The sequence below is a fragment of the Achromobacter pulmonis genome (genome assembly GCF_902859765.1).
Taxonomy (GTDB): domain Bacteria; phylum Pseudomonadota; class Gammaproteobacteria; order Burkholderiales; family Burkholderiaceae_B; genus Achromobacter; species Achromobacter pulmonis.
The window spans coordinates 69,523-90,892 of record NZ_CADIJV010000018.1 but is presented as its reverse complement, the minus strand read 5'-3'; the positions used below and the strand labels follow the sequence as shown (position 1 = coordinate 90,892).

The window sequence follows — 21,370 nt, the reverse complement described above, 5'->3', positions numbered from 1 at the left end:
CCGGGCGGCGCCATCGGGACGGCGCCCGTGGGGGACGGACGGCTCAACCGGCCGCCGTGGGCGCCCAGCGCATCACGACCCAGATCAGCAAAATGGGGCCGGCGTTGAACGTGGCGTGCAACGCGATTGCCGCGCCGATGCCACGGCGGATGCGGATCCAGCCCAGCACCAGGCCGGTGACCCATTGCGGCAGCACCAGCAATGGCAGCAGCCAATAAGGCGTGTGGTTGAAGACGAAGTTGGTCAGGTGCACGGCGGCAAAGGTCAGCGCCACCAGGTGGAACACCCAGCCGAAGTGCCTCAGGTAAAGGCGCCGCCACCGCGTGTTCCAGCCCCTGAGCGGCGCGGGGCGCGGCCGCAGCGCCCAGCAGGCCAGCAGCACCAAGGCGGCCAGCAGCAGGCCGGTCCAGATGCGCGGGCCGTACAGCACCACCGGCAACAGCGCCGGGCACAGCCACAGCGCCTGCTTGGGCCGGCGCAGGCCATAGCGGAACAGCATTTCCTCGACCAGCGGCGCCCAGACCACCGCCGTCAGCCACGGGATGTTGGCCGGGTCCAGCCGGTGCGTCACGCCTCCCAAGCCTGCCGCGGCCACCGCCACCGGCCCCAGCGCGAACAGGTTGATCAGCCACAGCACGGCCGCCCAGGCCAGCAGGCGTCCGGGGCCGACGCCGGGCCACCAGTCCGACACCCAGCCGATCGCCGGCGTGCGCCCCGGCAGGCGGCGCACCGGATGGGGATGACGCACGAAGCGCCAGAAATCCGCCAGCTCACTGCGGAAACGCAGCTTGCGCGGCGCGGCGGAGCCCGGAGCGTCGTCCATCAGGCGTCGTTGCCGCTGTGCAACTGGCGCGTGGCCAGCGCGAAGTCGCCCGCCAGCATGGCCGGCACCACGGCGCGGCAGCGGTCGATGACCGCCTCGATCTCCTTCTGCTCTTCACGGCGCGGCGGGTGCAGCACGAAGTCGGCCACCTGCTGCGCCAGGCCGAGCGTGCGCGGATGGCCGATGCCGATGCGCAGGCGCCAGAAATTCGGGCTGCCGAGCGCGGCCTGGATGTCCTTCAGGCCGTTGTGGCCGGCGTGGCCGCCGCCCTGCTTGAGTTTGACCTGGCCCGGCATCAGGTCGAGTTCGTCGTGCAGCACCAGCACCTGTTCCGGCGTCAGCTTGTAGAAGCGCGCCAGCGCTCCGACCGCCTGGCCGGAACGGTTCATGTAGGTGTTGGGCTTGAGCAGCAGCACGTTGTCGGCCCCCAGGCGGGCCTTGGCCACCATGCCGAAGAACGACTTCTCCAGCGCGAATGAGGCGCGCAGATCGTCCGCCAGGTGGTCGGCCAGCCAGAAGCCCGCGTTGTGGCGAGTGGTTTCGTAGTCGGGACCGGGGTTACCCAATCCCACGATGAGGCGTATGGGAATAGACATGATGGGGCTGTTTAAACCAAAAAACCCTGCGCATGCAAATGCACACGCAGGGTTTCGGGCGCAAGCCGCAGGAAAGCCAGGGCTTTCCGGCAGGACTTAGGCGACGGGGGTTTCCGCGGCGGCGTCGTCGGCGGCAGCGCCGCCCTTGACGACAGCGGCGGCCAGCAGCGGGTTCTCTTCACCACCGTGCGGGACGTAGGTCACGCCCATCGGCAGCTTGATGTCAGCCAGGTGGATCGAAGCGCCGGCCAGGATGTTGGTCAGGTCGACTTCGATGAACTGGGGCAGCGCCGACGGCAGGCACGTGATTTCCAGTTCGGTGGTGACGTGGCTGACGATCGCGCCGCTCAGCTTGACGGCCGGCGAGATTTCAGCGTTCACGAAGTGCAACGGCACCTTGGTGCGCAGCGCCTGGTTGGCGTCGACGCGCTGGAAGTCCACGTGCAGGACTTGCGGCTTGTAGGCGTGCCATTGAACCGAACGCAGCAGGACCTGCTCGTCCTTGCCTTCGAGCTGCATTTGCAGGATCGACGCGTGGAACTCTTCCTTGCGCAGGGCGTGGTAGATCTCGTTGTGGTCGAGTTCGATGTTCAGCGGGGCAGCCGAACCACCATAGACGATGGCGGGAACGCGGCCCGCGCGGCGCAGGCGGCGGCTCGCACTCGAACCCTGGACGCTACGCGCAGTGGCAGTGAATTTCATGGAAAACTCCAAAAACTGAAAAAGCGAAGCGGACTTCGCCGGTTAAATGCACGGCGCACAACAGGTGCGCCGTGTTGCTTGTGCCTTGCCGCGACCAGCAAGGCACAAAAAACGGGTGGGCTGGCGTCAGTCGACGAACAGCGAGCTGACCGATTCCGCGTTCGAGATACGCAGGATGGTCTCGCCCAGCAGCGCGGCGCACGACAGCTGGCGGATCTTGCCGCTGGCCTGGCCTTGCTCGGAGAGCGGAATGGTGTCGGTGACGACCAGTTCGTCCAGCGCCGACGCCTCGATGCGGTCGATGGCGCCGCCGGACAGCACGGGATGGGTGCAATAGGCGTAGACGGCGCCGGCGCCACGGTCCTTCAAGGCCTGGGCCGCCTTGCACAGCGTGCCGGCGGTGTCGACCATGTCGTCCATGATGATGCAGGTGCGGCCGTCGACTTCACCGATGATGTTCATCACTTCCGACACGTTGGCGCGCGGACGACGCTTGTCGATGATGGCCAGGTCGGCTTCGAGCTGCTTGGCCAGTGCGCGGGCCCGCACCACGCCGCCGATGTCCGGAGACACCACGACCAGGTTCGAGAAATTGCGGCGCCAGATGTCGCCCAGCAGGATCGGACCGGCGTAGATGTTGTCCACCGGGATGTCGAAGAAACCCTGGATCTGGTCGGCGTGCAGGTCCATCGTCAGGACACGGTCGACGCCAGCCACTTGCAGCATGTTGGCCACCACCTTGGCCGAGATCGCGACGCGCGCCGAGCGCGGGCGGCGGTCCTGGCGGGCGTAGCCGAAATAGGGAATCGCGGCGGTGATGCGGCCGGCCGAGGCGCGGCGCAGGGCATCGACCATCACCATGATTTCCATCAGGTTGTCGTTGGTAGGCGCACAGGTGGGCTGCAGGACGAAGACGTCCTTGCCGCGCACGTTCTCGTTGATCTCGACCATCACCTCGCCGTCCGAGAAGCGACCGACGGTCATCTTGCCCAGGGACATGTCGAGGTGGTTGACTACGTCCACGGCCAGCCGAGTATTGGCCGTGCCCGTGAAGATCATGAAGCTATCGTTTGCCATGATGGATGATGCGATGGTCGTTTTGAGACACTAACGAGGTGATGCGGGAACCTGCTGACACCGGAAAATAAAAAAGCTGCTGAACCCGGGCCAGTGTCTTACAGGCGTGTTCAACAGCTTTGTTATGTATTCGGTTGGCTGGGGAGGAAGGATTCGAACCTTCGCATGCCGGAATCAAAATCCGGTGCCTTAACCAGCTTGGCGACTCCCCAACTATCTTGCAATCCAATTCCGCAACGGATGTTCAGTCAACCCAGGACACGCCTGTACCAACCGGAACCGTGGATGCGTTGTGCTGTGTGATTTGCAGTTTGCTTCAACAGCGCCGCGCATTGTAGCGGTAATTTCCGTTTTCGCCAAAACGGCCTCCGAAAGTTCGGAAAACTCGGCGTATAAACACGCACCAGATCCCGACATGCGAACTTGGGTACCTGTGTTTTTCAACACACCCTGCTCTGCAAGCCACCGCGATGCCCTGAGAACCTCAGGATAAAGACGGTAGACCACCGGCTCCAGATCATTTTTCCCGAAGGAAAATGTTGGCGAAGCAAGAAAGTCCGCTATTGTGATGTAAGAAGAGTCTCTTGTCAAATCGGGGGCGGAAAAAATTCCAGCGGTCGGCACGCTGACGTCCGGCTGCGCCACCAGATAGGCCCGCGCCGGCAGGTCCAGCGCGGTCAGCTTTTCGCCCACGCCCTCGGCAAAAGCAGACTGGCCGAACACGAACACCGGCACGTCGGCGCCCAGCGGCAGAGCCAGGTCCATCAATTCGCGCCGCGACAGACCGGTGCCCCACAGGCGGTTCAAGGCGATCAGCACGGTGGCCGCATCGCTCGAACCGCCGCCCAGGCCGCCGCCCTGCGGAATGCGTTTTTCCAGCGCGATCTGCGCGCCCTGGCGCGTGCCGGTGGCCTGTTGCAGGGCGCGCGCGGCGCGCAAGGTGAGGTCGTCCTGCTCGGACACGCCCGGCAATGCCGTGGCGCGGCTGATGACGCCGTCGGCGCGCGCCTCGAAATGCAGCGTGTCGCACAGGTCGATGAAGCGGAAGGCAGTCTGCAGCAGGTGGTAGCCGTCGGGACGGCGGCCCACCACATGCAGGAACAGGTTCACCTTGGCGGGCGCGGGTACGTCGTAGAGGGTCACGGCGGATCGGGAAAAAAGACGGATGCGTCGATTTTAGCGATCAGGCGCACGCGCAGGCGCCGGGCGTGGCAAAGCCGGGCCGCCGGCACCCGCCCAGCGGCCCCGGATCATCAGGCGATCTGCGGCGCGACGCGGCCAGCCAGGCGCTCGGCCGGCGCCTCGATCACCTGCCCTTCCGGCAGTTTGAACACCGCCACGGCGCCCGCCAACTGGCGCGCCTGCTCTTCGAGCGCGCCGGCCGCGGCGGCGGCCTGCTCCACCAGCGCGGCGTTCTGCTGGGTCACGCCATCCATCTGCGTCACGGCGCGGTTGACCTGGTCAATGCCGGTGGCCTGTTCTTCCGATGCAGCGGAGATCTCGCCCATCAGGCCGGTCACGCGCTGCACCGAATCGACGATCTCGCGCATGGTGGCGCCCGTGGTTTCGACCTGCGCGGCACCAACGCCGACCGTCTGCGCGGAATCCTCGATCAGTTGCTTGATTTCCTTGGCGGCGGCGGCGCTGCGCTGGGCCAGCGTGCGCACCTCGCTGGCGACCACGGCGAAGCCCTTGCCCTGCTCGCCGGCGCGCGCGGCCTCCACCGCGGCGTTCAGCGCCAGAATGTTGGTCTGAAAGGCGATGCCGTCGATCACGCCGACGATGTCGGAAATACGTGATGAGCTGCCCTGGATCGCACGCATGGTCTCGACCACGCTGGAGACGGCCTCGCCGCCGCGTTGCGCCACGGCGGCCGAGGTGGCAACCATGCGGTTGGCTTCGCGCGCGCTGTCGGCGTTCTGCTTCACGGTGGTGGCCAGCTCTTCCATGCTGGCGGCGGTTTCCTCGAGCGAGGCGGCCTGCTCTTCGGTGCGGCTGGACAGGTCGGCATTGCCGGACGAAATCTCGCGCGCACCGACGTTGATCTCGTCGACCCCTCGGCGCACGCTGGACACCGTACGGACCAGGCTGTCCTGCATCGCGCGCAGGGCATTCAGCAGCGCCCCGATCTCATTGCGGCCGCGATCCGCCACGCGGCGCGTCAGGTCGCCATCGGCAATGCGGCGAAAGATCTCGCCGGCTTCCAGCAGCGGCCGCACGATCATGCGGCGAATCAGCACATGCGCGCCCACCGCCATCAGCAGGCCCAATACCAGGATGCCGGCCAGCAGCGAACTGAAGGCGGTGTGGAACAGCGAAATCTCGTCCATCACATCCTGGCCGGCGGCTTCGGCGCGGCGCATGAAAGCATCGCGCTCGGACACCAGCAGTTCCTGCGCCTGCTGCGTGCCCTGCTTGAAATAGGCTTCCATGTCACCGGCCTCGAGCACCTTGCCGACGTTCTGCAGGTTGGCGCTGAGGTTGTTGTAGGCCTCGATCAGGTCCTTGGACTCGGTCTTTTCCTGAGCCGACAAGCCGCCGGCGAAGCGCTGGAAGGCGCGATCGCCCGCGGCGATGCGCTGGCGCGCCAACCGCAGCGCGGTGGTGTCGCCGGGATTGCCCTGTGTCACCCGGTTGGCGTAACGGCTCAGGTCGGTGCGGGCCGCCACCAGTGACAGCGCGGCCGTATTGACGGCGTTGACCTGCAGCGCGGAAAGGCGATAGAGCTGGCCGACGTCCTGATTGGTCTGGCGCAGGGCGGCGAAGCCCATGCCACCCACCAGCAGCTGGAAAGTGAAAAACACCGCGATGATCCCCAAGAGCATCGTCGCGATTCGTGTATTCCTGAACATAGCCGTTCTCCGTAAAAAGCGGCGGCGCGATCCGCGTCCGCCGGCTTGCATGCCGCGCACAGGGGTAATGCGCGCGGGTGTGCGGAGAATTATTCAGGTTAAACAGAACCTATCAATCAGTAACAGCCTCGATTTTGCAAGGCTGCTTTGCTGATTGAAGCGAGACAGACGTGTTAGCGCGGACGGCGCCCCGCCTCGGGGAGGCTGGGGGTCCAGACCACCGGCCCGCGGTATCAAGGCTGGTTGACGACCAGGCGCACCATGATGCGGCGGCCTGGCTCCAGGCGTTCCAGCACCAGCATCCGCGGCCCCAGCGTGTCGTAGCGCGAGAGCCGCGCGCGCCAGCCGCCCTGCTCGAAAGCCACCGGCCGGCCGAGATCATCGGTGGACACATCGGTGGCATCGGGCTGTCCCGCCAGCCTGCCACGCAGCCAGTCGCGCAGGCCGGACACCGGCATGCGACTGCCCAGCGCATCCTCGGCCAAGGCATCGGGGTTGTCGGCCACCAGGCGGGTGCCGTCGGCCTTGGTCAGGCTGGCCGCGCCCGGCCGCCCTTCGACCCGCGCCTCGGTCGAACCGAGCGGGTTGGTCAGGTCCAGCACGTAGCGCCGGCCGTCGTCCGACCACGAAAAGCCGCCCTGCACCGCGCTCTGCTTGCCGCCTTCTTCGTTGACGGTGATGGCGAACCGCCCGACACGCGAAAACGCATCGGCCGCCTCGCCTTCGATGGGCTTGGGAGTGGTGGTGCAGGCGGCCAGCACGAACGCCAGCAAGGCCAACAGCGCCCAGCGCATCCACGCCAGGCCCAGGCGCGCGCCGCACAGCGTTACCGTCACAGGGCGACCCCAAGGCGCTTGATGACCTCGAGCACGGTCGCGTTCTTGGGATCCTTCCGGACCGCGGCGCGCAGCAGTTCGACCGCCTGATCGCGCTTGCCCTGGGTCCAGAGCACCTCGGCCAGGTGGGCGGCGATGTCGGCCTCGGGCCGCACGCTGTAGGCGCGGCGCAGGTAGTCGGCGGCCGCGGCCTGATCGCCCATGCGGAATTTGACCCAGCCCATGCTGTCGAGGATGAACGGGTCGTTGGGCGAGAGTTCCAGCGCCTGGGTGATCAGGTCCAGGGCCTCGGGCAGGCGCTGGTTGTGGTCGGCCAGGGTGTAGCCCAGCGCGTTGTAGGCGTGGGCGTGTTCGGGATCCAGGGCGATGACCTGGCGCAGCATGCGTTCGAGGTCGGCCAGGCGGTCCTGGCGCTCGTACAGCATGGCCAGCTCGTACTTGATCTCGACCGTGTCCGGCAGCGCCTGGTCGGCCGCTTCCAGCACCGACACGGCCTGGCCGATGCGATCCGCGTCGCGCAGGATCTGGGCCTTGGTCAACACGCCCAGGGTGCGCTCTTCCTCGTCCTGGGGCGAGGCGGCGTCCACCATCTTGATGGCGTCGTCGATGCGGCCGGACTTGGCGCGCAGCGCGGCCTGGCGCATGCGCGCCGAGAAACGCAGCGACGGGTCGTCGATACGGCCCAGCTCGGCGATGGCCTCGTCGTATTGGCCCTGGTCTTCGGCAATGCGCGAAAGCAGCACATGAGCATCGGCCGCGGCGGCGCCGGCATCGGTGGCGCCTGGCACGATGGCGCGCTGGCGCTGGTTCTGGACTTCGAGATACTGTTGCAGCAGCGTCTTGGCGCGCGGCAACTGGCCGGCCTTGTACGCCAGTTGGGCCTGCATGAAGAGCAGGTCGAAGTCTTCGGGCGAGCGGCGCGACATGGCCTGCAATTCGGCCAGGGCGCCGTTGTAATCGCCGGCGTCGGCCATCTGGCCAGCCAGCATCAGCCGCACCTTGCGCGCGTTGGGATTGCGGCTGATATAGGCGCGGGCATCGGCCTGCGCGCGTTGCGGATCGACCTTGGCGCCGTATTCGAGCACGCGCTGGGCAGCCGGTTCGGACTTGGGATCGGCGGCCAGGGCGGCGCGGGCCTCTTGGGCGGCGCGCGGGTAATCGCCGGCGGCCGATGCCACATCGGCCAGCGCCAGGTGGGCGGCAGGCAGCTTGCGCACACTGTCGCTCAAGGCATCGTCGAGGATGCGCAGCGCCAGGCGGCGGTCGTTCAGGCGGCTCAGCACCGCCAGGGCCTGGCCGATGGCGGCCGGCTTGTCGTGCGAGGACTCGATGCGGTTGCGCAGCGCCTGCGACAGGCCCTTGGTCTGGCCATTGGCGGCGGCCAGCGCCAGTTCGGTGGAGCTGGCTTCGAGATCATTGGGCGACAGCCGCGCCCAGACACGCGCCGCATCCAGCGCGCCGGGCAGGTTGCCGCCGGCCAGCTGGAACTCCAGGCCGCGGCGCGCCAGGCGGGGGTCGCCGGTGTCGCGCGCCAGGCCGACCATGGTGCTGGCGGCCGTGCCATACATGCCGCGCTGGGCGGCGATTTCGGAGGCCAGGACACGATAGAAGATATCGGCGGTCAGGGTGACGTACGGCAACTGGCCTGGCCGCAGGCGGATCACCTCGGTTTCCGGTTGACGATTCAGCGGCGCCATGCGGGGGCCGGTCGCATCGCGCGTCCGGCTGTCGGCGGCCTGGGCCTGAGGGGCCAGGGCGGAGGCCAACGCAAGCGCCAGCGCGGCAATCCCGATATTCATTTGTTTGAAAGACGACTTCACGCGGCCCGTCCGGTTGGTGGCACAATCTTCGTACACGCAATTGATGATCTTACACTGGCTCATGCCGGAACTGCCTGAAGTTGAAACCACGCGTCGCGGAATCGACGCCGTCATCACCGGCCGCCCCCTCACGCGGCTGGTCATCCATGAGTCCCGGATGCGCTGGCCCATCCCGGCCGAGCTGCCCGCCTTGGTGAGCGGCCGTACCGTGCTGGAATGCGGCCGCCGCGGCAAATACCTGCTGCTGCGCTTCGACCACGGCACCCAGATCGTGCATCTGGGCATGTCCGGATCGCTGCGCAGCGTGGCGCCCGGTGAATTCCTGCGCAAGCACGACCACGTCGAATGGATCTTCGACCAGGCCGTGCTGCGGCTGCATGATCCGCGCCGCTTCGGCGCGGTGCTGTGGCACTCCGACGCGGACGGACCGGTCGAAAGCCACCCCCTGCTGGCCAAGCTCGGCATCGAACCCTTCGACCCGCGCTTCGATGGCGCCTGGCTGCACCGCCACTTCAAGAACCACGGCGCCGCGATCAAGCAGGTGCTGCTGGCCGGCATGGCGGTGGTGGGCGTGGGCAATATCTACGCCTCCGAAAGCCTGTTCCGCGCCCGCATCAACCCCAAGACCCCGGCCAACACGCTGTCGCGCGCGCGCTGCGACCGCCTGGCGGACATGGTGCGCGCCACCCTGGCCGACGCCCTGACCTCCGGCGGCAGCACCCTGCGCGACTACGTCGGCGCCAGCGGCGAACCGGGCGCGTATTTCGAGATCCACGCGGCGGTCTACGAGCGCGCCGGCCAGCCCTGCCGGGTCTGCGGCACGCCGATCAAGCGCATCGTGCAGGGCCAGCGGGCCACCTATTACTGCCCGAAGTGCCAGAAGGCCTGACCCACACGCCGACTCCCTGGGGCCGCCGCCGGCCGGAAAGGTTCCCGTCCGGGCCGCCCTACGCGGCCCGGATGCATTTTGGCGGGCCGCGGAAACCCAAGGGGAATCCCTGGCAAAAAGGGTTAATTCGTTTATAGCAAACGTATTGCACAACCACTAACGCCACGCTATAGTCCGTCCACACACCCTATTCCTATAACAGTGGAAGGAGCCTCCATGAGCAAGCAATTCGCCTCGCACGCCGATCTGGCCGACAAGGTCGTGTCGTTCGAAAAGCTGTCCGACAACGCCTACGCCTACACCGCCGAAGGCGACCCCAATACCGGCATCATCATCGGCGACGAGGCCGTCATGGTGGTCGATACCCAGGCCACGCCGGTCATGGCGCAGGACGTCATCCGCCGCATCCGCGAAGTCACCAACAAGCCCATCAAGTACATCCTGCTGTCGCACTACCACGCGGTGCGCGTGTTCGGCGCGTCGGCCTACAACGCCCAGGAAATCCTGGCCAGCCGCGACACCTACGACCTGATCGCCGAACGCGGCGAGCAGGACAAGGCCAGCGAAATCGGCCGCTTCCCGCGCCTGTTCCGCAACGCCGAATCGATTCCCCCCGGCCTGGTCTGGCCCACCATGACCTTCAAGGGCGAGATGACCGTCAACCTGGGCAACCTGGAGGTCAAGCTGTTGCAGGTCGGCCGCGGCCACACCAAGGGCGACACCATCGCCTGGCTGCCCGAGCAGAAGATCCTGTTCGCCGGCGATCTGGTCGAATACCAATCCACGCCCTACTGCGGCGATGCCTATTTCCGCGACTGGCCCAGCACGCTGGACGCGCTGTCGGGTTTCGAGGCCGAGAAGATGGTGCCGGGCCGCGGCCCGGCCCTGAAGAACGCCACTGAAGTGCGCCAGGGCCTGGCCGGCACGCGCGCCTTCCTGACCGACCTGTACGGCGCGGTGAACCGCGGCGTGGCCGAAGGCAAGGACCTGAAGACGATCTACCGCGAGGTGTACGACTTCATGAAGCCGCGCTACAGCGACTGGGTCATTTTCGACCACTGCATGCCGTTCGACGTGTCGCGCGCCTATGACGAGGCCACCGGCCACGTCCACCCGCGCATCTGGACCGACAAGCGCGACCTGGAAATGTGGGCCCAGCTGGAAGGCTGATCCCGCGCGGCCGGTTCGCCGGCCGCTGTGCCACCGATTGAAACGGCGCCGCACGGCCCGCCGGCCAGGGGTCGCGGGCAGCGCGCGGCGCCGCGCATAAAAAACAAAATGACCCACACAGGAGACAACCGTGGGAGACATCGACTTTCAGGCGATGGAGTTCGCCTATGAGAAGCACGCCGACCAGGCCGCCGCGACCCAGGCGCGCCACCCGGTGGTGGTGGTGGGTGCCGGTCCGGTCGGCCTGACCACGGCGCTGGATCTGGCGCGCCAGGGCGTGCGGGTGGTGGTGCTGGACGACGATTACCGCCTGTCCACCGGCTCGCGCGCCATCTGCTTTTCCAAGCGCACCCTCGAAATCTGGGACCGCCTCGGCGTCGGCCAGCGCATGGTCGACAAGGGCGTGTCGTGGAACGTCGGCAAGGTGTTCTTCCGCGACCAGGAGGTCTGGCGCTTCGATCTGCTGCCCGAACCCGGACACCGCCGCCCCGCCTTCATCAACCTGCAGCAGTACTACGCTGAAGGCTATCTGTACGAGCAGGCGCGCCAGGAACCGAACATCGACCTGCGCTGGAAGAACAAGGTGGTGGGCCTGGAACAGGCGGGCGACGGCGTGGTGCTGTCGATCGACACGCCCGAGGGCGGCTACGCGCTGCGTGCCGACTGGCTGGTGGCCTGTGACGGCGCCCGCTCGCCGGTGCGCAAGCTGATCGGCCAGGAAAGCCACGGCCGCATCTTCCGCGACCGCTTCCTGATCGCCGACGTCAAGATGAAGGCCGACTTCCCGGCTGAGCGCTGGTTCTGGTTCGACCCGCCCTTCCACCCCAATCAATCGGTGCTGCTGCACATGCAGCCCGACAATGTCTGGCGCATCGACTTTCAGCTGGGCTGGAACGCCGACCCGGTCGAGGCCGTCAAACCCGAGAACGTGCTGCCGCGCATCCGCGCCCTGCTGGGCCCGGACGCGCAGTTCGACCTGGAATGGGTCAGCGTCTACACCTTCGCCTGCGAACGCATGGACAAGTTCCGCCACGGCCGCGTGGTGTTCGCCGGCGACTCGGCGCACCGCGTCTCGCCGTTCGGCGCGCGCGGCGCCAACAGCGGCGTGCAGGATGCCGAGAACCTGGCGTGGAAGCTGCGCCTGGTGCTGGCCGGCCAGGCGCCGGAAGCGCTGATCGACAGCTACGCCGCCGAACGCGAGCATGCCGCCGACGAAAACATCCTGAATTCGTCGCGCGCCACCGACTTCATCACCCCCAAAAGCGACATCAGCCGCAGTTTCCGCAACGCGGTGCTGAACCTGGCCCGTACCCATGCGTTCGCACGCGCGCTGGTCAACAGCGGCCGCCTGTCGCTGCCCGCCACCTATGTGGACTCGCCGCTAAACACCCCCGACACCGACACCTTCGCCGGCCGCATGCGGCCCGGCGCGGTGGCGCTGGACGCGCCGGTGCGCGGCACCGCCGACGCGCCGTGGTGGCTGTCGCACCTGGACGCCGGCTTCACGCTGGCGCTGTTCTGCGGCGATGCCCCGCCCGATAGTGAAACGCTGCAGGCCCTGCGCGCGCTGCGCCTGGCCGCCGTGCCGGTCACGCCGGTGCTGGTAGCCGGTCCCGGCGGCAACGCCGCCGGCTGGCCGGAAGACCTGGCGCGCGTCGTCGATGCCGAAGGGCTGCTGGCCCAGCGCTACGACGCGCTGACGGGCACTGCCTATCTGATCCGGCCCGACCAGCACGTCGCCGCGCGCTGGCGCGCCTTCCAACCCGACGCGGTGGCGTCGGCCGTCAACCGCGCCATCGGCCGCGCCTGAATCCGGAGGCCCCATCCATGCTGAACACCGAAACCAACCTGGCCGCGCCGGACGACTTCTACGAGGCGCTGATCGACGCCCATCGCGACCTGAGCAACGAGCAGAGCCAGGAAATGAACGCGGCGCTGATCCTGCTGCTGGCCAACCACCTGGGCGACATGGCGGTGCTGCGCGAGGCCCTGGCGCAGGCGCGCGCGTCGGTCACCGCGACAGCGCCCCCACCGCAAACGTGTTGACGATCAAGGCTCGCAACCACTGGTTGCCGCCGTCGCGGTCGTAGCGGCGCTGCCAGTACATATTGGTCTGCAGCGCCGGCACCTTCACCGGCGGCGCCATGTAGCGCAGGCCGAACGGCTGGGCGGCGCTGGCCGCCAGCTTTTCCGGCACCGTGGCCAGCAGGTCGGTGGCGCTGACGATGTAAGGCACGGCCGAGAAATGCGGCACGCTGAAATGCTCGGCCAGCGGCACGCCAGCGCGCTCCATCGACTGGTTGACCTGCCCGTAGGGCGCGGCGCGCGACACGATCAGGTGGCGCTCGGCGCGAAATGCCTTCAACCCCATGCCGGCATGGGCGGTGGGATGCGCCTGGCGGAACAGCGTGGCGTACCCCTGGCGAAACAACATGCGTTGCAAGGTACCCGCGCCCATATCGTCGAATGCGCCGATGGCCAGGTCGACCCGGCCCGCCTCCATCTCGCGCGGCAGGTCCGCCCCCTGCACGCGCACGGAATCGATGCGCACCTGCGGCGCCACCTGGACGCAGACCTCCATCAGCCGCGGCATGAAATGAATTTCGCCCACGTCCGTCATGGCCACGCGAAAGCGCCGCGTGCTGGTGGCCGCGTCGAAGGCGTCCTGATCCTGCAGCGCCTGTGAAAGCAGGGCCAGCGCTTCGCTGACCGGTCCGGCCAGGCGCTGCGCGCGCGGCGTCGGCAGCATGCCCTGGGCGGTGCGCACGAACAGTTCGTCGCCGAATGCCAGCCGCAGCCGGCGCAGGGCGTTGCTGACGGCCGGCTGCGACAGGTCCAGCCGGCGCGCCACGGCGGACAGGTTGCGGTCCTCCAGCAAGTGCTGGAACAAGATCAGCAGGTTCAGGTCGACCTCTCGCAAGTCCGCCATCAGGCACCCCTACTATTCACAAAATTTATAGTTGCTATTTTTGCATTCCCGTAGCCGTAGTGGGGGATTTTTCCGACAATGGCGTATCGGCATCGGACCGTCCCGTCCGGCGCGCCACGACCAGACCGCGCGGCCACGCATCGCGCGCCACCCCAGGAGGATTCCATGGAACTGCACTACCAGACCGGTTTCGGCAACGACTGTGCCACCGAAGCCCTGCCCGGCGCCCTGCCGCTGGGCCGCAATTCGCCCCAGCAATGCCCCTATGGCCTGTATGCCGAGCAGTTGTCCGGCACCGCCTTCACCGCGCCGCGCAGCGAGAACCGCCGCTCCTGGCTCTACCGCATCCGCCCCGGCGCACAGCACAAGCCGTTCGAGCCGTTTGCCGCCATCAAGGGCTGGGAAAGCGCGTTCGGCCATGGCCCGGTCACGCCCAACCAACTGCGCTGGAGCCCCCTGCCCATCCCCGCCACGCCCACCGACTTCATCGAAGGCGTGCGGACCTGGGGCGGCAATGGCGGTCCGGACGAACAAGGCGGCGTCGGCATCCACCTGTATGCCGCCAACCGCTCGATGCAGGGCCGCTATTTCTATAACGCCGACGGCGAACTGCTGCTGGTGCCGCAACAGGGCCGCCTGCGTCTGGCCACCGAACTGGGCCTGATCGACCTGGAGCCGCTGGAGATCGCCGTGATCCCGCGTGGCGTGCGCTTCAGCGTGCAACTGCTGGACGACACCGCGCGCGGCTACATGCTGGAGAACTTCGGCGCCGCGCTGCGCCTGCCCGAACTGGGCCCGATCGGCTCGAACTGCCTGGCCAACGCCCGTGACTTCAAGACGCCGGTGGCCTGGTACGAAGACGTGGAAGGCGACTTCGAACTGATCGCCAAGTTCACCGGCGGCTTCTGGCGCGCCGCGATCGGCCATTCGCCGCTGGACGTGGTGGCCTGGCACGGCACGCATGCGCCGTACAAGTACGACCTGCGCCACTTCAACACCATCGGCTCGATCAGCTACGACCATCCGGACCCGTCGATCTTCACGGTGCTGACCGCGCCGTCCGACACCCCGGGCACGGCCAATATGGACTTCGCCATCTTCCCGCCGCGCATCCTGGCGATGGAAAACACCTTCCGTCCGCCCTGGTTCCACCGCAACGTGGCCAGCGAATTCATGGGCCTGATCCAGGGCGTGTACGACGCCAAGGCCGACGGCTTCGCGCCCGGCGGCGCCAGCCTGCACAACTGCATGAGCGGTCACGGCCCCGATGCCGAGACCTTCGAGAAGGCCTCGCACGCCGATACCCGCCAGGCGCACTACATCCGCGACACCATGGCCTTCATGTTCGAGACGCGGCGCGTGATCCGGCCGACAGCGCAGGCGCTGGCCTCGGTAGAATTGCAGGGCGACTATTACCGGTGCTGGCAGGGCCTGCAGAAGCATTTCGATCCCGCCAAGGCGTGACCGGCCCTGACGCCATCACGCCCGCCCACGGCGATGCGCGCAAGCGCATCGCCGTTTGGCTTTGGATTTTTCCGGCGCCTGCCGCGCCCTCACAAACACACTGAACGAGACACTCCCCATGACCACCGCCATCAATGAAACCCACGACCCGTCCCTGAAGAGCTGGGTCGCCAGCGCCAATACCGGCGCCTCGGACTTCCCGGTGCAGAACCTGCCCTACGCCGCGTTCCGCCGCAAGGGCTCGCAGGAATCGTTCCGCCCCGGCGTGGCCATCGGCGACCAGATCGTCGACCTGGCCGCGCTGGCCGCCGCCAAGCCGTTCGAAGGCGCCGCCGCCGAGGCGCTGGCCGCCTGCCAGGGCGACAGCCTGAACGCGCTGATGGCCCTGGGCCATGCCCACTGGAGCGCGCTGCGCCTGGCGCTGTCGCGCGCGCTGCGTGAAGGCGCCGCGCTGCGCGCCACGGTCGAGCCGCTGCTGGTGGCCCAGGCCGACGCCGAATACACCACGCCGGCCCGCATCGGCGACTACACCGACTTCTACATCTCGGTGCACCACGCCACCGCCATCGGCAAACAGTTCCGCCCCGACAATCCCCTGCTGCCGAACTACAAGTGGGTGCCTATCGGCTACCACGGCCGCGCCTCCAGCATCGGCGTGGACCAGAAATTCCCGCGCCCGGTCGGCCAGACCCGTCCCGCCAACGAAGGCGAGGCGCCGCAGTTCGGCCCGTGCGCGCGGCTGGACTACGAACTGGAGCTGGGCATCTTCGTCGGCACGGGCAACGCCCAGGGCGAGCGCATCCCGCTGGCCGATGCCGACGCGCATGTGTTCGGCCTGTGCATCCTGAACGACTGGTCGGCGCGCGACATCCAGGCCTGGGAATACCAGCCGCTGGGGCCGTTCCTGTCGAAGAACTTCGCCTCGACCATCTCGCCGTGGATCGTCACGATGGAAGCGCTGGAACCGTTCCGCACGCAATGGACCCGCGGCCCGTCCGAGCCGCAACCGCTGCCGTACCTGGCCTCCGACGCCAACCGCGCCAAGGGCGCCTACGATGTGCAGATGGAGGTGCTGATGACGACCGAACAGTCGCGCGCCGGCAACGCGGCGCCGGCGCGGCTGTCGCGCAGCAATTTCCGCGATGCGTACTGGAACGTGGCGCAACTGATCACGCACCACACGGTGAACGGCTGCAATCTGCAACCGGGCGACATGCTCGGCACCGGCACGCTGTCGGGCCCGCAACCGTCGGAAGCCGGCTCGCTGCTGGAACTGAACCACGGCGGCAAGCAGCCGATCGAGCTGCCCTGGGGCGAGAAGCGCACCTTCCTGCAGGATGGCGATCAGATCATCATCCGCGCCGAGTGCGTCAAGGCCGGCTACCCGCGCATCGGCTTCGGCGAATGCTCGGGCACGGTGCTGCCGGCGCGGGCGTAAGCGGCGCCGTTACGATCGGGGCGTGGCGGCCGTATCCGCCGTCAACGCCTCGATCTCGGCATCCTTGGCCAGCCACTGCTGGCCGAGCCAATGGTGGAATTCGCTGCGGAAAGCCTTGTCGCGGCTGTAGTCGCCTTCGCAGAAGGCTGCCGGCACCGGCAACTGACGCATCCGCACCCGCGTCAGGCCCATGCGGCCGCAGGCCATGTCCCAGAAGCTGGGCACGCCTTGCGGATAGGCGATGGTGACGTCGATCATCGAGCGAAAGCGCGTGCCCATCGCGTTCAACGACACCGCCATTCCGCCCGCCCTGGGCTTGAGCAGGTGCCGGTAGGGCGCGCCTTGCGCGTCGCGCTTGGCCGGCGCGAAGCGCGTGCCCTCGGCAAAGACCATCACGCTGGTCGGCACCAATGAGAACTTGCGGCAGGCGCGGCGCGCGGTCTCCTGGTCCTGACGGCCCAGCGCCGGATTGCGGCGCAGGGCTGCCTTGCCGTGGCGCTTCATGAAGGGGAAGTCCAGCGCCCACCACGCCAAGCCGATCACCGGCACATAGATCAGTTGTTGCTTGAGGAAGAACTTGAGCAGCGGAATGCGCCGGTTCAGCGCGCCCTGCAGCACGAAGATGTCCACCCAGGACTGATGGTTGCAATTGACCAGATACCAATCCGCGTAGCGCAATCCGGTGTTGCCGCGCACATCCCAGGCCGAGCGCTGGATGCGCGTGAACCAGGCGGTATTGACGCTGATCCACGCCGTGGCGATGCCATTCAGGACCGGATCGATGCGGCGTCTGGCCGCGGCGAAGGGCAGCGCCAGTTTCAGCAACGCCATGGGAAACAACAACAGGCACCAGAACAGCGTGCTGGCGCCGAGCAGAAGCGTGCTGAACGCGCCGGTCAGCCAGGCCAGGCGGCCGCGCGGCACCGGCCAGCCGCGCCAGCGCGGGGCCGGGGTGGACGCGGGCGCGTCGATGGCATCAACCACAGGAGGCCGGGCCGGACCGGCGAGCGGATCGGGAAAAGTCATGAGCACGAGTGTGCGAGCACTGGCGCCGGGCCGGCTTGAGCGGGATCAAACCGGCCCCGGGCCCGGCCGGGGCCAAGTCAAGGCAGGCGGTATTTTTCTTCGCGGTAGGCCCAACTGGCCCACAGGGCATGCGCCAGCGCCTCCTTGCTCAAGGCCGCGTCCACCGGTTCGACCGGTTCGTAGGTTTCGTCCTGCCCGACCGGCGCGGCGCGGTAGCGGAACTCGCGCGCGTCCTTGGCCGGCTCCAGCACCAGCAGCTTGTCGCCTTGCAGGTAGCCGAAGTTATCGGCGTACTGCATCAGCGCCCGGTTGGGATCGCGTTGCGTCAGGTCCGCACCCAGCATGGGGTTGACGTTGTCCAGCCCGATCAACGACAGCAGCGTGGGCGCCATGTCGATCTGGCTGACGATGCGTTCGTCCTGTCGCGGCGCGATGCCGGCGCCCAGGATCAAGGCCGGAATCTGGAAGTGTCGCACCGGCACCGGAATCGAGCCGTAGACGCGGGAATCGTGGTCGGCGATCACCAGGAACACCGTGTGGTCCCAATAGGGCGCCTTGCGCGCCTTGTCGAAGAACTGGCCCAGCGCCCAGTCGGCGTAGCGCACGGTGTTGTCGACGCTGGCCGGATCGCCCACCGGCTGGATGCGGCCGGCTGGATATTCCCACGGCGAATGGTTGCTGACCGAGAACGCCAGCGTGAACGCCGGCTTGTCGCCGTCGGCGCGCAGCAGCCGGTCGACCTGGTTGAACATGTCTTCGTCGGACGCGCCCCACGAGCCTTCGAACACCGGATGCTCGAACTTCGGCCGGTCAACCACCTCGTTGAAGCCGTTGCCCAGGAAGAAGGCGCGCATATTGTCGAAGTGCGACTCGCCGCCATAGACGAAGCGCGAGTGATAACCATGCTTGCCCAGCACCTGCGCCAGCGTGAAGAAGCCGGTCTGCGAGCGCGGCAGCTTCACCACCGCGTCGGCCACGCTGGGCAGAAAGCCCGCCGTGACCGCCTCGATGCCCCGCACCGAGCGCGTGCCGGTGGCGTAGGCGCGGTGGAACATCCAGCCCTGCTTGCCGAGCCGGTCGATGTTCGGTGTGAGGTCCTTGCCGCCCAGGCTGCCGACGTACTGCGCGCCCAGGCTTTCCTGCAGGATGATCACCAGGTTGAGCGGCTTGTCGCGCCGCACCGTGGCCTTCTGCTCGTGCAGGCTGGGATAGCGCGGATCCAGCGGCGCGCCGGTCAGGCCGGCCTTGTCGCGCACGATGGCGTTCATCTCGTCCACCGGCATCTTCGGATACATCGCGGCCGACGAGCGTTCGTCGCGCATGCGGTAGGCGGCGTCGAACACGCTGTAGAGCGAGTTGAGCGCCAGCGAGTTGACCATGGCGTCCGAGCTGAACGCGACCTTGGCCGGGTTGATGGGGCGATGCTCCAACGTGCCGCGCGCGCCCAGCACGACCAGCGCCAGGATCGCCAGCGACGCCAGCGGCCGCTTCCACCACGCCAGGAACGGATCGCGCACGCGCACCGGAAACAGCCTGACTGCCAGCCAGGCCGCCACCAGCAGCGCCACCAGGGCGGCCAGCAGCACGCCCTTGTAGCCCTGCCACAGCATCGAACCCACTTCCTTGGGGTTGAGCAGGTAGATGAAGTACAGGCGGTTCGGGCGCGTGTCGTATTCGGCGATGAACTGCGGCGTGGATACCTCCAGCAGCACATACAGCATCCACCAGGCCCGGAACCACCAGGCAGTGACGCGCGCGGCCCACGGCCGGTGCCCGAGCCACGGCGAGAACACCGCCGGCAGCGCGATCACCATGGACAGCAGGCAGACGTCGATGCGCAGGCCGCCGAACAGCACCGGCCACAGGCCGCCGGCCGCCTCGACCCGGTCCCACATCCACAGCGACAGGCCGAGCCGGCTCAGCGTCAGCAGAACCAGCACGGACAAGATGAAACGGAGCGTCAAGCGGCGCATGCGGCGGCCCTCCCCCGGTGAGTGAAACCCGCGGTGATTGCCGCGCCGCGCTTGCCGAGCCTAACCATGCCTTGCCATCCGGTGATTGAAACCGGCCAAGATTAACGCGGAACGGGCCAACGTTACGAGCCGCGGGCGCGCGCGCCCTGGTCTCATTGCGCCCGGCGCAGGCGCTCGCGGCTGTTGCTCAAGTGGGTGCGCATCGCCGCGCGCGCCGCCTCGGCGTCCCGCCGCACGATGGCGCTGTAGATATCTTCGTGCTCAAGGTTGACGCGCGCCAGATAGGCGCCACGATCCTCGTGCGCGAACTTGGCCGAATTGATGCGGGTGCGCGGAATGATGGCTGAGCCCAGGTGCGACATCAGATCGGCGAAATAGCGATTGTCGGTGGCCTGCGACACCAGCAGATGGAACTGGAAGTCCGGCGTGATGGTATCGCCGCCGCTGTCCAGCGCGGCCTTGAAAGCGTCCAGCGCGCGGCGCATGTCGGCCAGTTGCGCCTCGCTGCGGCGGATCGCGGCCAGGCCGGCGGCCTCGCTTTCCAGGCAGATGCGCAACTCCAGCAGTACCAGCACGTCGCGCACCGTGGCGATATCGGCCGGATCGACACGAAAATCGCCGCCGCCGCTGGGTTCGAGCGCATAGGTACCGACGCCATGATGGGTTTCGACCAGGCCCGAGGCCTGCAAGCGCGACAACGCTTCGCGCACCACCGTGCGGCTGACGCCGAACTGCCGCATGATCTCGGATTCGGTCGACAGTTTGTCGCCCGGGCGGATGTCACCGCCACGGATGCGCTCGGAGATGTTCTCCACCAGGCCCTGGGCCAGGTTCCGGGGACGACGCCGCGGCAGGACAGGGGGATCGACAGGAGCGTTCATCAGGGATTGTCCGGGAGCGGTTGCGTGGCGCTTGAGCGCAAAAAAAGCGTGCCCATTATACGTACGGCACACTAGTTGTACGATAACGTACCAGCAACCATCTTTTCGCTGTGCCTCAGCCCGACTATGTGCCGGCCTTCTCGCCGTGGCTGCCACGCCTACCGCCGAAGCGGATCGACACGACGGACGACGGCCTGCCGCCGGGCGTGCCTGCGCACAGCACCGGCCAGAAGAACAGCGCGGCCAGCAACCACATCAGCGCGGCCGACCACAGCGTCTGGCTCAGGAAATGCGCGCCTTGCAGAATACGCACGGCGGAAAACCCGATGCCCGCCAGGGCGCCCAACGCCAACCCGCCCCAACGCCACCCGGACCGTCCCACGGCCCATCCCGCGAAATACAGAGTCAGCATCGAATAGCCGGCCCCGGCGTGGCCGCTGGGCAGGGCGCCGCCCGCCTTGCCCCGATCCCAGGTCCACCACGTCTGCGGATACGGCGTGTAGCCGCCCAGCGAGTCCAGATCGTAGGGACGCGGCAAGGTGGTGTAGTGCTTGAGCTGGGTGATCGCCAATTGCCCCACGATACAGGTGAGCGCCAACGCCAGCGCCGGGGCGCGCAGGGAACGCCAGGCGGGGATGCGGTAACTGGCGGCGGCCACGGCGACGGCGCCCAGCCCCAGGCTGATGGGCAGGGTCAGCACCATACGGTGGCCAACCAGTTCCAACCAACGATTGGTGTGCAGCGGAAAATCGTCCAGCGCCGGGTTGAACAGGGCGCGCGCCACGGCCAGATCCAGCCCGGACGCATTGGCCCACCAGGCCAGACAGGCCAGGATCGCTGTCACCCCCAGCACATGCGTGCAAAGGTAAAAGACAGGCGTCGGCCGGGCGACCG

General features: G+C 67.5%; 19 protein-coding genes and 1 tRNA gene. 6 read left to right on the top strand and 14 right to left on the bottom strand.

Features of this window, described 5'->3' with window-relative positions; translation table 11 throughout:
• Positions 1-43: 43 nt before the first annotated feature.
• The 9 genes from HV701_RS16155 to HV701_RS16115 form a co-directional block, all read right to left on the bottom strand.
• On the bottom strand, positions 44-823 hold the full coding sequence (locus HV701_RS16155) for a CPBP family glutamic-type intramembrane protease (protein ID WP_175134054.1): 780 nt from the start codon (positions 821-823) through the stop codon (positions 44-46).
• On the bottom strand, positions 823-1,419 hold the full coding sequence (gene pth / locus HV701_RS16150; protein ID WP_175134053.1) for an aminoacyl-tRNA hydrolase: 597 nt from the start codon (positions 1,417-1,419) through the stop codon (positions 823-825). The genes HV701_RS16155 and pth overlap by 1 nt, the downstream gene beginning before the upstream one ends.
• A gap of 96 nt (positions 1,420-1,515) precedes the next feature.
• Positions 1,516-2,121 (bottom strand): 50S ribosomal protein L25/general stress protein Ctc, encoded by a 606-nt coding sequence (locus tag HV701_RS16145; RefSeq protein WP_175134052.1) that lies wholly within the window; start codon positions 2,119-2,121, stop codon positions 1,516-1,518.
• A gap of 126 nt (positions 2,122-2,247) precedes the next feature.
• Entirely contained in the window at positions 2,248-3,198 is a 951-nt protein-coding gene (locus tag HV701_RS16140) for a ribose-phosphate pyrophosphokinase (RefSeq protein WP_175134051.1), read from the bottom strand.
• Positions 3,199-3,333: 135 nt separating this feature from the next.
• A tRNA-Gln gene (locus tag HV701_RS16135) sits at positions 3,334-3,410 on the bottom strand.
• A gap of 1 nt (position 3,411) precedes the next feature.
• Positions 3,412-4,341 (bottom strand): 4-(cytidine 5'-diphospho)-2-C-methyl-D-erythritol kinase, encoded by a 930-nt coding sequence (gene ispE / locus HV701_RS16130; protein WP_175134050.1) that lies wholly within the window; start codon positions 4,339-4,341, stop codon positions 3,412-3,414.
• Positions 4,342-4,451: 110 nt separating this feature from the next.
• Positions 4,452-6,050 carry a methyl-accepting chemotaxis protein gene (locus tag HV701_RS16125; protein ID WP_175134049.1) on the bottom strand — a complete coding sequence of 533 codons (1,599 nt, stop codon included), beginning with the start codon at positions 6,048-6,050 and terminating at the stop codon, positions 4,452-4,454.
• 233 nt (positions 6,051-6,283) lie between these two features.
• Positions 6,284-6,844, bottom strand: a complete 561-nt coding sequence (lolB, locus tag HV701_RS16120; RefSeq protein WP_175134066.1) for a lipoprotein insertase outer membrane protein LolB — start codon at positions 6,842-6,844, stop codon at positions 6,284-6,286.
• A 38-nt stretch (positions 6,845-6,882) separates the two neighbouring features.
• Positions 6,883-8,769 (bottom strand): tetratricopeptide repeat protein, encoded by a 1,887-nt coding sequence (locus tag HV701_RS16115; RefSeq protein WP_175134048.1) that lies wholly within the window; start codon positions 8,767-8,769, stop codon positions 6,883-6,885.
• Between HV701_RS16115 and mutM the strand changes: the two genes are divergently transcribed.
• From mutM to HV701_RS16095, 4 genes are all read left to right on the top strand, one after another.
• Positions 8,768-9,595, top strand: a complete 828-nt coding sequence (gene mutM / locus HV701_RS16110) for a bifunctional DNA-formamidopyrimidine glycosylase/DNA-(apurinic or apyrimidinic site) lyase (RefSeq protein ID WP_175134047.1) — start codon at positions 8,768-8,770, stop codon at positions 9,593-9,595. The two genes, HV701_RS16115 and mutM, sit on opposite strands and share 2 nt — an antisense overlap.
• A 216-nt stretch (positions 9,596-9,811) precedes the next feature.
• Positions 9,812-10,765, top strand: coding sequence for an MBL fold metallo-hydrolase (locus tag HV701_RS16105; protein ID WP_175134046.1), 954 nt, complete (start codon positions 9,812-9,814; stop codon positions 10,763-10,765).
• Between the two features lie 130 nt (positions 10,766-10,895).
• Complete coding sequence (locus HV701_RS16100) at positions 10,896-12,575, top strand: FAD-dependent oxidoreductase (RefSeq protein WP_175134045.1); 1,680 nt, start codon at positions 10,896-10,898, stop codon at positions 12,573-12,575.
• A 17-nt stretch (positions 12,576-12,592) separates the two neighbouring features.
• Positions 12,593-12,811, top strand: coding sequence for a DUF2783 domain-containing protein (locus HV701_RS16095; protein WP_175134044.1), 219 nt, complete (start codon positions 12,593-12,595; stop codon positions 12,809-12,811).
• On the opposite strand, the gene HV701_RS16090 is transcribed toward HV701_RS16095, so the two are convergent.
• Entirely contained in the window at positions 12,777-13,694 is a 918-nt protein-coding gene (locus HV701_RS16090; RefSeq protein WP_175134043.1) for a LysR family transcriptional regulator, read from the bottom strand. The genes HV701_RS16095 and HV701_RS16090 overlap by 35 nt on opposite strands.
• 165 nt (positions 13,695-13,859) lie before the next feature.
• On the opposite strand from HV701_RS16090, the gene hmgA reads away from it, so the two are divergent.
• Both hmgA and fahA read left to right on the top strand, forming a co-directional pair.
• A complete protein-coding gene (gene hmgA / locus HV701_RS16085; RefSeq protein ID WP_175134042.1) occupies positions 13,860-15,158 on the top strand; it encodes a homogentisate 1,2-dioxygenase in 1,299 nt (432 codons plus the stop codon).
• 118 nt (positions 15,159-15,276) lie between these two features.
• Positions 15,277-16,596, top strand: a complete 1,320-nt coding sequence (fahA, locus tag HV701_RS16080; protein ID WP_175134041.1) for a fumarylacetoacetase — start codon at positions 15,277-15,279, stop codon at positions 16,594-16,596.
• A 9-nt stretch (positions 16,597-16,605) separates the two neighbouring features.
• Here the strand turns inward: fahA and HV701_RS16075 are convergent, their stop codons facing one another.
• The 4 genes from HV701_RS16075 to HV701_RS16060 form a co-directional block, all read right to left on the bottom strand.
• A complete protein-coding gene (locus HV701_RS16075) occupies positions 16,606-17,520 on the bottom strand; it encodes an acetyltransferase (protein WP_175134065.1) in 915 nt (304 codons plus the stop codon).
• Between the two features lie 179 nt (positions 17,521-17,699).
• Positions 17,700-19,595: an LTA synthase family protein gene (locus tag HV701_RS16070; protein ID WP_175134040.1), complete on the bottom strand. Its 1,896-nt coding sequence runs from the start codon at positions 19,593-19,595 to the stop codon at positions 17,700-17,702.
• Between the two features lie 152 nt (positions 19,596-19,747).
• Complete coding sequence (locus HV701_RS16065; protein ID WP_175134039.1) at positions 19,748-20,476, bottom strand: FadR/GntR family transcriptional regulator; 729 nt, start codon at positions 20,474-20,476, stop codon at positions 19,748-19,750.
• Between the two features lie 124 nt (positions 20,477-20,600).
• On the bottom strand, positions 20,601-21,320 hold the full coding sequence (locus tag HV701_RS16060) for a phosphatase PAP2 family protein (protein ID WP_236755686.1): 720 nt from the start codon (positions 21,318-21,320) through the stop codon (positions 20,601-20,603).
• Positions 21,321-21,370: the final 50 nt, after the last annotated feature.

Coding starts and splice junctions, on each gene's coding strand:
- HV701_RS16155 (WP_175134054.1), bottom strand. CDS start 823: ATGGACGACGCTCCGGGCTCCGCCGCGCCGCGCAAGCTGCGTTTCCGC.
- pth (WP_175134053.1), bottom strand. CDS start 1,419: ATGTCTATTCCCATACGCCTCATCGTGGGATTGGGTAACCCCGGTCCC.
- HV701_RS16145 (WP_175134052.1), bottom strand. CDS start 2,121: ATGAAATTCACTGCCACTGCGCGTAGCGTCCAGGGTTCGAGTGCGAGC.
- HV701_RS16140 (WP_175134051.1), bottom strand. CDS start 3,198: ATGGCAAACGATAGCTTCATGATCTTCACGGGCACGGCCAATACTCGG.
- HV701_RS16125 (WP_175134049.1), bottom strand. CDS start 6,050: ATGTTCAGGAATACACGAATCGCGACGATGCTCTTGGGGATCATCGCG.
- lolB (WP_175134066.1), bottom strand. CDS start 6,844: ATGCGCTGGGCGCTGTTGGCCTTGCTGGCGTTCGTGCTGGCCGCCTGC.
- mutM (WP_175134047.1), top strand. CDS start 8,768: ATGCCGGAACTGCCTGAAGTTGAAACCACGCGTCGCGGAATCGACGCC.
- HV701_RS16115 (WP_175134048.1), bottom strand. CDS start 8,769: ATGAGCCAGTGTAAGATCATCAATTGCGTGTACGAAGATTGTGCCACC.
- HV701_RS16105 (WP_175134046.1), top strand. CDS start 9,812: ATGAGCAAGCAATTCGCCTCGCACGCCGATCTGGCCGACAAGGTCGTG.
- HV701_RS16095 (WP_175134044.1), top strand. CDS start 12,593: ATGCTGAACACCGAAACCAACCTGGCCGCGCCGGACGACTTCTACGAG.
- HV701_RS16090 (WP_175134043.1), bottom strand. CDS start 13,694: ATGGCGGACTTGCGAGAGGTCGACCTGAACCTGCTGATCTTGTTCCAG.
- hmgA (WP_175134042.1), top strand. CDS start 13,860: ATGGAACTGCACTACCAGACCGGTTTCGGCAACGACTGTGCCACCGAA.
- fahA (WP_175134041.1), top strand. CDS start 15,277: ATGACCACCGCCATCAATGAAACCCACGACCCGTCCCTGAAGAGCTGG.
- HV701_RS16070 (WP_175134040.1), bottom strand. CDS start 19,595: ATGCGCCGCTTGACGCTCCGTTTCATCTTGTCCGTGCTGGTTCTGCTG.
- HV701_RS16065 (WP_175134039.1), bottom strand. CDS start 20,476: ATGAACGCTCCTGTCGATCCCCCTGTCCTGCCGCGGCGTCGTCCCCGG.